This window comes from Enterococcus sp. 7F3_DIV0205, assembly GCF_002141365.2.
GTDB lineage: Bacteria > Bacillota > Bacilli > Lactobacillales > Enterococcaceae > Enterococcus_L > Enterococcus_L palustris.
This window is the reverse complement of record NZ_CP147244.1, coordinates 276,034-288,408: the sequence shown is the minus strand read 5'-3', so window position 1 is coordinate 288,408 and position 12,375 is coordinate 276,034. Positions and strand designations below refer to the sequence as shown.

Genomic DNA, 12,375 nt, shown 5'->3' with positions numbered 1-12,375 from the left:
TCCATTATTCCATCTCCTTGACTTTCGTTTCAATGAAATTAATTTCTTCTTCGTTAAGGTTATATTTCTTGTAGAGTTGTTGATCTATTTCAGGGATTGTTTTTGACCAATCGATATCTGAATTTACAGTGAAATCTTGCATAGGAATCTTAGACCACGTTACTTTTGATTGATTATTTTGAGTTGTTTTCATAATTCCCAACATAGCTCTTAAAAATTTTCCTTTTACATATTTTAAAAGACTTTCAGCTTCAAATTTAGTGTCAAATGCTCCAATACTCATAAACGTTTGATTATGTGCCATAAATGGCTCTCCTAAAATAGGAGTACTCAAAGCTTCTCCATAAGTACCACTTCCATTCGCACCGGGAATAAAAACTTTCCACTTATCTATATTTGGGTGTTTAATCAAGTAAGCTTTATTTATTTTTTTAAAAACTCTCCTTCCATCTTTTCTCCCGTAAATTTTAACAGTATCACCCGCAAATTCTTCATCTGATAAAAAAACTTCTGGATAACGTTCAAAAACGTTTGAAGAAACTGCTTTCAGGTGTGAAGTATCAGTTCGATTTTTAAATTCAGGATAATCATTAAACATTGAGTCCGTAAATCTATAGCTATCCGGACTATAAACTATAGAACCCAGATTGTTCTTATTTTCATTTTTAACTTTATGAAAAATGGAGTTTAGTTCTTTTAGTGGAATAAATGTATCTATAGCTTCAAAATATTTACTCCTATCATAATAAGTAACAACTACTCCTCCTTTAATATCAGTATTTGGAAAAACTTTAGAACTTTTTTGTTCAAAAAACTCTATTTTTAAATTAGTTGAGCTCAGCATTTTATTATTCCATTTTTTTGGAGTAGCTCCCGTATTAGCTAAAAATCTAGCAGGGGTAATTAATATAGAGCGCTCGGAAATATTTTGAACCTCGTCCATAAATAAATTATATATTGGTCTAGACTGTCGATTATTTCCCTCAATTTCCTCTTGATAGGGAGGATTCCCAACAACCACATCGAATTTCATCTTACTTTCCTCCTTATTGATAAATGATTTGAACTCATTCATTTGTTGATTTTTCCAATTCCTTATTTTTACATAAACACCTGAATTTTCTTTTTCCAATTTTGCTGTTTTTTGCGTAATTTCCTCTCCAAATAAATTAAGTTGCTCCAAACACTCTAGTTGAAAACTTTCACCCGAATATGGGATCGTATGACTTAGCCCATCCATTTGAAATACATTGTAACTAATTATTTTAGCAATTTCTTTCTGTAGCTTAATATCAGGATGTCGATCGAATTTTTCCAAATAATAATCAATAAACGTATATAGTAAATTCTCACGAGCTATCAATAAAGAATCACCTTGGAATTCATAGCCAAAGCTTGTTTGATAAGCCTTTTTTACATATTCAAACCACTTTTTTTCATCAGCAACTTCTTGATTAATCCTTCTTAATTTTCTGTCAACAAAGCCAACACGGGTCTCAATAGGAACAATTTCTCCTGTCACAGAATCATACCTACTAACCATATAAGGACCTTCCCCACAAGTAATTTCCATCCAAACTTTAGATATATATTCTCCAACTGATAAACGACTAAACTCTTGGTCGACAATATCATTTTGCTTTTTTACTATGCATAATGGCGTGAAAACTTCCGCTTTACCTTTTGTACGTTCTAATTGTTCATATTTAAACTTTTCAATTCTAGGCCTTATGAGAGAAGCATTTTTACCAGTAATTGATTTTACTTTTATTGGTTCTTTTGGTCCAAATTCCTTACCTAACAATTCATATGTTTTTGTTGCCCAAATAATATTTTTTCTCGTAGTTCGATCACTAAGTAATATTTTAAAAAGATCAGGAGAACTACGAAGAATTGTATTCTCATTAGTGTCAATATCTTCACAAAAAAACGAATTACTCAAATGAACTCCTCCTCTATCTTTATATAAATTTTTAGATACATTTAGATATTAATTGTAACAATAATTTGTGAAAATATAAATAAAACTTCTTAAATCTCCATGAAAAACAAATAGAAACATAGTTTCGGTCATCAAAAAAAGACTGACAAAATATCAGTCTTATTATAACATAGAGCACGGACTACAGTCTTTAATCTTACAACTATAAAATTGTCTCTTAGCCTTTGCAAATCCCCATAAATTTCCGAAATAAGGTAATTCTCGTAATTGCTGCTCTGTAACAAATGCGAAAAAATACAGATCCAGTGGATCAATCGAAATACTATTCAAAAGTCTATTCACTCTTAAATTTATATTATTATCTGGATTTTCAACAAAACTAATATCAGTAGAAGTTAAATTAAAAACATAGTTTTGATTACCTAAATCGTAGTACAACTGCATAACAATATCATAACCTAAAAAGATTGGTTCTATCTGATCATTATTATTGTGAGTAATCTTGATATCTTTCTCTAAAAGTCTATTATCATTAATATAAGATATTTGCGGAGGTAATTTAGAAGAATTTAATTCTACTTTATAATTATCCATCATAAAATGATGTCTTCTCCCTATATCACTCATTGGAAATCGAAAATTATCGTTTCTTACAGAATCGTATTCATCTGATATATTTTTTCCAATACTTGCAAGATATTCAATTACTGCTGACTTAGCCAAGTCGCCACGAAACAAATTATCAATAATTTCATTTTTTGAACGTGAAACAAATCCATTGTATGTATATGGTAATTTCATTAAACTAGTCTCTGCGGCCCACCTCAAAGCGTCACTTGAAATATTCATTTTTTTTATATCATTAATATTAACTGTCACTACAATTATCCCTCCAATTTATAATAATCAACACTATAATATCATAAAATAAACAATAAAGCACATATAAATTGTTTATTTTTACATTTTGCTTTTTTTTAACAAAAAAAAGCAAATAAATAGACTTAAAACGTTATATAACAACGTTTTAAGTCTAACCTTTTATCCTACTTACCCTTCCATTTAAAATACTACTTTTATATAGTTTGGATTAGGTTCATTTTACTTCAGAAATCTAGTTTTTCAATTCAAAGATTTAGTAATGAACTTAGATAGTTTTATTTGCAAATAAAGATATTTGCACAGGCAAACCACCATGCCAATATACATCATTTTATATCAATGCAATTCTCATTGGTGTGCGCTGCTATACATATACTTTAATTGTGCCTACGAACCATAACGAATTATTCGACAAGCAATTTAGAAAATACTTATATTCTTCCTTGTTTCCGTATTTTTTCTAGTTGTGGCGCTAGAAACGCCATATTATTATCTAGTTCTTTGGAATAGTCAATAGAATAGGCAACATCTTGCAAGTGGTAGCTTTTGTTTAAGCTGGTAAATCGCCCACCTCTAACGTTTTCTATTCCGTATTCACCCATACACTCAATGACTTTATTAGTTGTGAGTTTGTCCGCTTCTGCTCTGCCTGTCAATCCAATTTCAGAGACTTCCACAATTCTAATAGGTTGGTTATTCTTAGTTAGTGCGCGACCACCTTGTAAATGCTCTTTGAAGATATTTTCCATTGTTTTTGAGGTATGGCCAACGTAATACTTGAACCCTTTGTTTCCTAACTCTAAAACATAAATTTTTCTATATCTCTTTTCTTCGATTTTTATCCCTCCTTCGCCTTTTCTAGGCAAACAACTTTTCCAACCATATCTATAGCAAAAATAAATTGTTGTAGAGTGATCTTCCCTACTGTCGATCTGTTTGACCCTTTTCAACAGTTATTTAAGAACAATTATTTAAAAATCAGCCTTAACAGTAAAGAACTTTGCCAGCCGAATGTAATAATTGTTTTCTCGTTATTGACAGAAATCAATAGGCTATCCATAGAAAGTTTGTATTTTTCTCTAGTTATTACCCCGTTTAAAAATTCTTCATTAAAGCTGTTGATTTCCTTCAATTTATCAACCATTGATTTTGTATACATACCATTTGAAGAAAAATGCTCCATTGGTCGGTTATATTCATTTAACAAATTTCTAAAACTGTTTTCATCATTTGATAATAACACGCACCTTTTAATATAAACCTCAATAGAGTTATACGAATCTATCGTATTACCATCCCAAAACTTTATAATCATTGTAATCAATATTGAGTAGATGCTATTTGCAAAAACATAGTCCTTGAATATTAAGAAATAACTTCTCTCTGCTTGAAATGATGCCTTATCAAATAAAAAATTTAAGATTGTCCCCGCAACAAACAATTCTAATAAATAAACCAATATATCTGTAAATTTAGTTAAAAAAGTTGAATGATTTCTTTTTCTTGGTACCTGAATCAACACGATCAATACAATAATTGAAAAAAATATCGTAATTATGTAACTATTTTTAATTCTAATCAACTCCTCAAATTCAATCTCATCAAACAATATCTTTTAAATTAGCAAAAACCTTATCTTTAGCGGAACTATTTACGATTTAATTCTCTAGTGTAATTTTTATACTTTGTCTGTATATTAGAACTTCCTCAATCACTTTTATCAGTTTTTCTTCCCTATCTTTTCCAAACCTATCTCGGTTCATTATATATAAATACAGCGAAACTGCTACCAGAATAAATAACATTGTAATGCTCGCTTCAAATATCATATTAAAATATTGTTCAGACATTTCACTTTTTATCCTTTCCCATTTCTCTTTTCCGACAAATATTATCGCTGATAAAACAAACGTTACTATATACTTAAAAAACACATCATGCCTTCTTTCTTTCACCTTACGCCTGTATGCATAGTTTAATCTTAAAGACTCAAGTAATTCTTTTATCTGATTATCGGTTTTAAAACCATATTTAATTAATAGAATGTTAAATTTTTGTAGGTTATTTCTCCTATTTTCTCTCATTTTATTCTTTGTGTTTTTACGAAAATATACAGTACGGCTTAACAAAACTATAGTAAACGATAAAAAAAGTGCTAATGAAAGCAAAAGTATGACAGCAAAAATATAGACTTTAAAAAAGGTACCTATATACGATATAGATATAAAAATAAAAGATACAAACATACCTAAATATATAATTTTTTCTATCGTTTTCAAATTTTTAAAATCTTTCCAAGAATACTGCTTTTCAAAGCACATTAAATATAAATCATATAAAATTTCTTCGTATAAATTCATAGCTATGACATCCTTATTTTTACCTAATCATACCAATAGTAAGAATAAATAGCTATAACATTTTAAGAAAGAAACCACCTCTAATGAATGACTCAAAAAAACAAGCCGTTATTAACGACCTGTTCTATATTAGAAGTTGGATGCATATGTAAGTTGCAATTCTGCATCCATCTATTTTTGTCTGCAACTTTGCATCTCTCTTCCCCTACCTCAAAAGCTTTAAGAAGCATTCATGCAAGTTAGTTTATTATTACAAGATGGGGTTCGGTGAACGACTAGGACATAAAAACATCAAAATAACGCTGGAAATATATTCTCATGTTATGCCAAAAGAATCAGAAAAAACAGCTGCAAATTTTGTCGGTTTTTAGAAAATACACGGCCTGTCATAATTTAAGCAAAGTAAAAAGGCTAGGAGTACTGATTTAACAGCATTGCTATCACATATTAAGGGGTATCCCACAGCCCCTTCCATTTATAATACTACTTCTATATAAATTGAATTAGGTTCTTTTTACTAGAGAAATCTAGTTTCTTAATCAAAAGATATATCAATAAACTTAGATAGTTTTATTTACTAGTACAGACAAATACACAGACAAAAACCACCATGCCGACGTATTGAGTTTACTCCAGCTTTGAGGAATAGCTTAAGCTTAGTACATCCTCTAAAATTTTACAAATATACAATTTCTTTTTATTTATGTGATAGATGTATCCTCCTACTGCTAACCCATAAATCGAAAGTGTTATAAAAAAAGGAATACTTGATTTTAAGGTTTCAAAGTTAAACATAGGTGCTATCGCTGTAAACGCACTTAAAATACCAAAAACATACTAACCTGAAAAAAGATTAAAAGTATTATTATTGTAATTCTTAATATTTATCAAAGCAATTCTTTTTTGGCTATCATCTAGCTTTCTTACTCCTAAATCTAGTCTTTTTATGAAGTCAACATTATTTCCTTTTATCCCTTCGCCTAGATAAATACCTTTAATAAATTCATTTGGAAATGAAAAATCAAATTTTGAAGACCATCCTTCATATTCTTGCTGTAAACCGTCTAATTTCCTCCACTCTTTTGTGTACCAGTGATAAGTGAATATAAAAATCTGGATTAGTGCATAACATACCATAAGTAGCACTACCCATTGAAGCACCCATTCATATTTTTGGTATAGCTTAGGTTTAAAAACTTGGATAAATGCTACCGATATTTGTATGAAAAAAATTTGAAACTCTGCTTTGTATATAGGCAAAGTTTCTTTAAAGCCTTTTTTTATTTCAGGAATATTCTTTTTGATCAGTCTAGCATATTTTTTTATCTTTTGGATCAATAATCTCTCCCCTTTTTTTACCAATAATACCAATAGTAAGAAAAAATAGCTATAGTGAATTATCAAAACTTCGTTACTCGATGTAACCTAGCCCGATAAAATCGCACACCTAAATCAATTACATAGTTTCACCAACTAACTAAGTCGAAATTTTCGACCTAGTCTTATACATCAATAAGTGGACTTTTCCGCCGATCAAAAATAATAATACGTTACTTTTGAAAATGTCATTTTGTTTTATGTCCTAACATTTCGTTAGGTCGCCATTTTGTAATGAGCGCAAATCTCCGCTAGTTTACGGCGCATTTTTGCGCTCTCATTATCGTATCTAATACAAATCTGAATACTTAATGCTATATTCTAAAAAACAGAAATCTTGTTAAATTAAGATTTCTGTTTTTTCTATTTAAATTCTTTACTATTTTTATTGGCAGAAATACTGATGACCATTACTTAACATCAACAATTTCTACTCGCTCAGCTAAAACCCAACCAGTCATACCATAAGAAGAGTATAGGACATAGTATCGAATATCGCTTTCTTGTATCATTTTCTCTAGTTCTTCAACAGAACTATACATAAGAGGCCAACCACTATTCTTTTTTCTTCTAGTAAATCTTTATTACTTGAAAAAAAGTGTTTCATATCCAGCTCATCTAAATCTAAAATAATGCTATATGGTATTCCATCACTAAATCGATTAGCAATAGCACCTACAAATTCAATTCTTTTGTTTAATTCTTCGTTAGTTACATCCATAGTAAGTAAGCTGTTTTTGAAATTAATATTGTAGTTTAAAATTTCATAATCGTGCAGTGAGTTCATATTTTATTATTTTCCTTTTGAGCTTACTTAACTTTTATTGTTTATTCAAAATTGTAATTTCAGGGTCAGAACCATTAATAACTTCAATGACAAAATTAAGTGTGATAATTATATAGTGTTTCATATTGAAATAATCGTAAAGTCCTGAACTAGTATCTTTAATAAGATTTCCAAATTCACCATCTTCAATTTCATAAATTACACTTGTGAATTCATCTTCTTTATATTTTCCAATCTCTTCATCTTTAAATATACCAGTAAGATACATCCCTTCATCTGCAACTCGCATTACTTTTGTAGATGAAAAATCAATTACAACCTTTTCTTTTTCATCTTTTCTGTATTCTAATTCTAGAATCAAACCGTCCATGTCACCACTTTTAATACTTACCAAATAGTCATGTCCACAGTGCGGTATCAATCCAGAAAATCTATCTATCCATTTTTCCATAATGTTTTAACCTCCTTTTTTAGTGGAAGAACTTTTAATAAAGGTTAATTAAGATCAATAATTTCTACTCGCTTAGCTAAAACCCAACCATTCATTCCATATGAAGATGATAATACCTGATAGTGTACATCAGCATCCTTAATTTTATTGACCAATTCTTGTATTGAGTCATACATTATCGGCCAAGCATAATTTTTCGTTTGATTTAGCAATTCTTTATTTTCTTTAAAAAAATCTTCTATTGGTCTTTCTTCTAAATCTGAAATAATACTATATGGCATCTCTTCATAAAACTTATAGCAAAATACTTCTTGAAATACGATTTGTTTTTGCCTTTGTTCGCTTGATATATCTATTGATATTGTATTTTTTTTAAATTCTACTGTAAATCTTTCTATTTCATAATCATGAATTATATATATCTCTCCCTATACATACTTATGGTCCTGGCGGTATCTTATTCCAATTTACTGATATCTATGCGGAAACTCGTGTGTTCCATCATCTGTATATTATTTTTTCAAAACTATAATTTCTGGATCAGTACTATTTATAACTTCAATAACAAAATTAGCTGTGACAATTATGAAATGTTTTAATTGAAAGTGATCGTAAAGACCAGCGCTAGTATTCTTAATAAAGTTCCCAAATTCACCGTCTTCTATTTCATAAATTACACTTTCAAATTTCTTCTCTTTATATTTTCCAATTTCTTCATCTCGAAAAACTCCGGTAAGGTATAATCCTTCTTCAACAATACGCATTGCTTCAGTAGAGCCAAAATCTATAATCACTTTCTTTGTAGAATCTTTTTTATATTCTAGCTCTACAACTAATCCAGCTTCTTCTCCACTTCTAATATTCACAAAATAATCATACGCATCATAAGGGATTACATCTGAAAATCTATTTATCCATTTTTCCATAATATTCCTCCAAGACCTATTTGTTATATCTTATTTTTAAATCAGGTTTTTCTCCTGGACGTCGTATCTCTATTGTTGCTCCACCTGATTTACTAGTCGGACGAACTACTGCAGTACGACCATCTTTAAGTGTTCCTTTAAACCCTTTTCCATTACCTAGATCTGTTATATCATCTAATCCAAGTGAATCAAAATCATCTAAAGCTTCTGGATAATCTCCTTCTTTTTCATAGTTTTTAGGTCTCTGTCTTTTATTTATTGTCGTATCCTCTGCGCCTTTCAAAACATCCTCGATTGCTCTTTCAGTAGCCAAGTTGATAGTAGGTGCATTATTTATTTTATCCACAATAGATTGTCCGACTTTTACTGCTCCAGTCCCTTTTTTAATAGCATCCGCTATTTTTCCAGCATTTCCTAGATTTCCTAATATACCGCCAAATCCAGGAGCGAGCGGCATTTCATTTCTCATCACTTTTAATTCTTCAACTTTGTACTGATCTTTATTTAAATAATCTTTACACTTTTCTAATTGTTCATATAGTTCTGGGTATTTATCCGGAGAAAAAATTTTGCCATCTTTCATTAGATACCAATGGCCTAATTCAGTTTTGATTATTTCATACCCATCCAACTTACCAATTGCTTGTTTTATTTGTGCATCTTTCACTTGTTGCTTCATTTTCTCACGCTGCTTCCAACGTGTTTGGATAGGTTTTGCCCACGTCATGTCTAAACGTTTCAAATCAAAAGTCCCTGTTGCTGGATTCCATGCTTTAGAATTAGCCACTTGTGCCAATCCTGTATTAAACTCTTGTTGACTTGCTTCATAATCTGAAAAGAAACTTGCTGATTGACCATCGTATGCATGAAACTTTTCTAATTTTTCTCGACGTTTATCAATACTTTCACAGGCATTGATATATCTCCGTTCTAAGTCTGGTCGTGGTGTTTTAGCAGTACTCATTTGGTGGTCTAAACGCTGCTTTAACTGCTCAAACTGATTAATTTCTTCTAGGATCAAATCTTCATCCGTATCAATCCCACTTACTGTTCCTTGATATTCACTAAGAAACTCTTTATGTGCACTTTCCAACGCTTCACCAGTCATTATAGCAGATTGACACAACGGTGTATAAGCCACCATAAAATAACTTTTGGCTGAATCATAAGCTTTGCTAGATAGTGGTGCTGATAAAAACAACTGAATACTGGATTGTAATGAATTGATTGCTTGGTTCGCTTGATTGCTTAATTGTGACGCTTGTATAGATCGTGACTGTGCTTCGCTCACATAAAATTTAAGCCCCATTTTCTTTCTCCTCCGACTTCTTCCAAAACGCATGTTGCTCTGCTTTGAGTTTTTCTTCCTGATCAAACAAGCTGCGTTCGTCTTTTTTAAGCTGAAGGAGTTGTTCATCAAACTCTCGTTGGGCTTTTTTTGCAAGGTGAAGACTATCGTCTCCTCGTTCTTCAAAGAAAGATCGTTCCTCAGGATCACAATTTCCTAAGACAAAATCATAAGCTGCTTGCTCTTGTTGCTGCAACTGGAAAAATTCTTCTTGTTGCTCTTCTATGTAGTGTTGCTCTTTTCTAATCGCTAATTGATCCTCTTGAAATTGTTCCAAACGAATCCTAAACTGATAATTCTTTTGATCAATTTCTTGTTGTTTCTGGATTTCACTCATGAAAAACCTCCTAGAAGGTTAAATTTCGTCAATTGCGCAATATTCTGATCGATTCGTTCAAACTCTTTCGCAACGGAATGAATGTTATCACCAGCTGAAACAACACTGGTAGATAATGCTGCTAATCCCTGTTGATAGTTATTGAGCGATTGTACGGCTGGACCATTTCCTGAAACATTGGTGCTAGATGCCGATACAGAAACACTTATACTATTTAATGCACTGGCAGACTGACTAAAAGAAGCCGAAATACCACCGGCAATACTTGAATTACTATTAATAGCCATTTTGTCCCTCCTTATTTATCTTATTGTCTAATTTAGTTTATCATATACTAGATAAATTATAAATATGATAAATGGATTAAAAAGGAACTATAAGTGAATACTTATATAAATAAAGAAATTATAATTAATCATGCATATAACATATTAAATGAGTGAAAACACAGACCCTCTCACAATTCAACTAAAACTAAAAAGGCTAGGAACACTGTTATATCAGCATTCCTAGCATATTTCAAAGGGTTAGCCCACAGACCCTTCCATCTCATAACTAATCAATCTATTAAGTTCAACCGCATACTCCATCGGCAATTCCTTCGTAAACGGCTCGACAAATCCCATAACGATCATCTCCGTCGCCTCAACTTCAGTCAACCCACGACTCATCAAGTAATAAAGCTGTTCTTCCGAAATTTTCGAAACCTTCGCTTCATGCTCCAACGCCACTTGACTGTTATGAATCTCATTAAACGGAATCGTATCCGATTTCGATTTATCATCCATAATGATCGTGTCACACTCAATATGTGAAATCGAGCCAGCACTGTCTTTCCCAAACGTTACTTGACCACGATAATTCACTTCACCGCCATCTTTGGCGATTGATTTAGAAACGATCGAACTTGAAGTGTTTGGCGCATTATGAATCATTTTCGCACCTGTATCTTGAATTTGGTTTTCCCCAGCAAATGCAATCGAAAGCATTGTACCGCGAGCACCTTTTCCATCTAGATAAACACTTGGGTATTTCATCGTTGTTTTGGCACCTAAGTTTCCGTCGATCCACTCAACTGTGGCACCTTCGTAAGCTTTGGCACGTTTTGTTACCAAGTTATAGACATTATCAGACCAGTTTTGAATAGTTGTATAACGTGTATAGGCATCTTTATGGGTAAAGATCTCAACGATCGCTGCGTGTAAGCTATTGCTTGTATACGTAGGTGCTGTACAGCCTTCTACGTAGTGAACACTGGCGCCTTCATCCACGATAATCAGTGTACGTTCAAATTGTCCTGTATTTTCCGCATTGATTCGGAAGTAGGTTTGTAACGGTACATCCACACGAACCCCTTTTGGTACATAGATAAACGTTCCACCAGACCAAACCGCTGAGTTTAGTGCTGCTAATTTGTTATCTGTTGGTGGGACTAATTTTGCGAAGTATTTTTTGAAAATATCCGGATATTCTTTCAACGCTGAATCTGTATCTGTAAAGATGATTCCTAATTTTTGGAATTCTTCTTTCATATTGTGGTAAACCACTTCTGATTCATATTGCGCTGAAGCTCCAGCTAGATACGCACGTTCTGCTTCTGGAATTCCGATTCTTTCAAAAGTTTCTTTGATTTTATCTGGAACATCATCCCAGTCACGAGCGGGTTTGTCACTAGCTCTTTGGAAATATTTGATTTTTTCAAAATCGATATCCGATAAATCAGGACCCCATTGTTGCATGGCCATTTTGTTGAATTGTTCTAATGATTTCAAACGGAACTCTAACATCCATTCTGGTTCTTCTTTCTTACGTGAAATTTCTCTAACGACTTCCTCTGTTAGTCCATTTCCCGTACTGAAAATTGGTTTCACATCATCATGAAAACCAAATTGATATTCTTCTAACTCAGGTACAGTACTCAAATTATCTCACGCTCACTTTCTTAGGTTGAGAATCAAACGATTA

General features: G+C 31.8%; 14 protein-coding genes. All 14 read right to left on the bottom strand.

The annotated features are described in order from the left end of the window. Positions 1–4 precede the first annotated feature (4 nt). On the bottom strand, positions 5–1,942 hold the full coding sequence (locus A5821_RS01360; RefSeq protein ID WP_086312676.1) for an Eco57I restriction-modification methylase domain-containing protein: 1,938 nt from the start codon (positions 1,940–1,942) through the stop codon (positions 5–7). Between the two features lie 162 nt (positions 1,943–2,104). Then, positions 2,105–2,821, bottom strand: a complete 717-nt coding sequence (locus A5821_RS01355) for a hypothetical protein (protein ID WP_339098942.1) — start codon at positions 2,819–2,821, stop codon at positions 2,105–2,107. Positions 2,822–3,255: 434 nt separating this feature from the next. Then, positions 3,256–3,690, bottom strand: coding sequence for a hypothetical protein (locus A5821_RS01350; protein ID WP_086312670.1), 435 nt, complete (start codon positions 3,688–3,690; stop codon positions 3,256–3,258). A gap of 101 nt (positions 3,691–3,791) precedes the next feature. Further along, positions 3,792–4,406 carry a hypothetical protein gene (locus A5821_RS01345; protein ID WP_139844038.1) on the bottom strand — a complete coding sequence of 205 codons (615 nt, stop codon included), beginning with the start codon at positions 4,404–4,406 and terminating at the stop codon, positions 3,792–3,794. 76 nt (positions 4,407–4,482) lie between these two features. Further along, a complete protein-coding gene (locus A5821_RS01340) occupies positions 4,483–5,184 on the bottom strand; it encodes a hypothetical protein (RefSeq protein ID WP_339098941.1) in 702 nt (233 codons plus the stop codon). A gap of 837 nt (positions 5,185–6,021) precedes the next feature. After that, positions 6,022–6,522, bottom strand: coding sequence for a hypothetical protein (locus A5821_RS01335; RefSeq protein ID WP_086312661.1), 501 nt, complete (start codon positions 6,520–6,522; stop codon positions 6,022–6,024). Between the two features lie 556 nt (positions 6,523–7,078). Further along, the gene (locus A5821_RS01330; protein ID WP_086312659.1) at positions 7,079–7,348 is read right to left on the bottom strand and encodes a hypothetical protein; all 270 of its coding nucleotides are present in this window, start codon (positions 7,346–7,348) and stop codon (positions 7,079–7,081) included. Between the two features lie 34 nt (positions 7,349–7,382). After that, positions 7,383–7,799 carry a hypothetical protein gene (locus A5821_RS01325; RefSeq protein ID WP_086312657.1) on the bottom strand — a complete coding sequence of 139 codons (417 nt, stop codon included), beginning with the start codon at positions 7,797–7,799 and terminating at the stop codon, positions 7,383–7,385. A 44-nt stretch (positions 7,800–7,843) separates the two neighbouring features. Continuing rightward, on the bottom strand, positions 7,844–8,080 hold the full coding sequence (locus A5821_RS01320) for a hypothetical protein (protein ID WP_086312655.1): 237 nt from the start codon (positions 8,078–8,080) through the stop codon (positions 7,844–7,846). Positions 8,081–8,311: 231 nt separating this feature from the next. Next, on the bottom strand, positions 8,312–8,725 hold the full coding sequence (locus A5821_RS01315; RefSeq protein ID WP_086312653.1) for a hypothetical protein: 414 nt from the start codon (positions 8,723–8,725) through the stop codon (positions 8,312–8,314). Between the two features lie 16 nt (positions 8,726–8,741). Then, complete coding sequence (locus A5821_RS01310) at positions 8,742–10,034, bottom strand: hypothetical protein (RefSeq protein ID WP_170922926.1); 1,293 nt, start codon at positions 10,032–10,034, stop codon at positions 8,742–8,744. Then, positions 10,024–10,410, bottom strand: coding sequence for a hypothetical protein (locus tag A5821_RS01305; protein WP_139844035.1), 387 nt, complete (start codon positions 10,408–10,410; stop codon positions 10,024–10,026). Before A5821_RS01305 ends, A5821_RS01310 begins: the two co-directional genes overlap by 11 nt. Further along, entirely contained in the window at positions 10,407–10,697 is a 291-nt protein-coding gene (locus tag A5821_RS01300) for a TIGR04197 family type VII secretion effector (RefSeq protein WP_086312648.1), read from the bottom strand. The genes A5821_RS01305 and A5821_RS01300 overlap by 4 nt, the downstream gene beginning before the upstream one ends. A gap of 240 nt (positions 10,698–10,937) precedes the next feature. Then, entirely contained in the window at positions 10,938–12,332 is a 1,395-nt protein-coding gene (gene sufB, locus A5821_RS01295; RefSeq protein ID WP_086312646.1) for a Fe-S cluster assembly protein SufB, read from the bottom strand. Positions 12,333–12,375 lie beyond the last annotated feature (43 nt).

Bases quoted from the DNA above. Each gene is read 5' to 3' on its own strand.
- A5821_RS01315 (WP_086312653.1), bottom strand. From the start codon at position 8,725: ATGGAAAAATGGATAAATAGATTTTCAGATGTAATCCCTTATGATGCG.
- A5821_RS01325 (WP_086312657.1), bottom strand. From the start codon at position 7,799: ATGGAAAAATGGATAGATAGATTTTCTGGATTGATACCGCACTGTGGA.
- A5821_RS01330 (WP_086312659.1), bottom strand. From the start codon at position 7,348: ATGAACTCACTGCACGATTATGAAATTTTAAACTACAATATTAATTTC.
- A5821_RS01305 (WP_139844035.1), bottom strand. From the start codon at position 10,410: ATGAGTGAAATCCAGAAACAACAAGAAATTGATCAAAAGAATTATCAG.
- A5821_RS01310 (WP_170922926.1), bottom strand. From the start codon at position 10,034: ATGGGGCTTAAATTTTATGTGAGCGAAGCACAGTCACGATCTATACAA.
- A5821_RS01320 (WP_086312655.1), bottom strand. From the start codon at position 8,080: ATGCCATATAGTATTATTTCAGATTTAGAAGAAAGACCAATAGAAGAT.
- A5821_RS01300 (WP_086312648.1), bottom strand. From the start codon at position 10,697: ATGGCTATTAATAGTAATTCAAGTATTGCCGGTGGTATTTCGGCTTCT.
- A5821_RS01340 (WP_339098941.1), bottom strand. From the start codon at position 5,184: ATGAATTTATACGAAGAAATTTTATATGATTTATATTTAATGTGCTTT.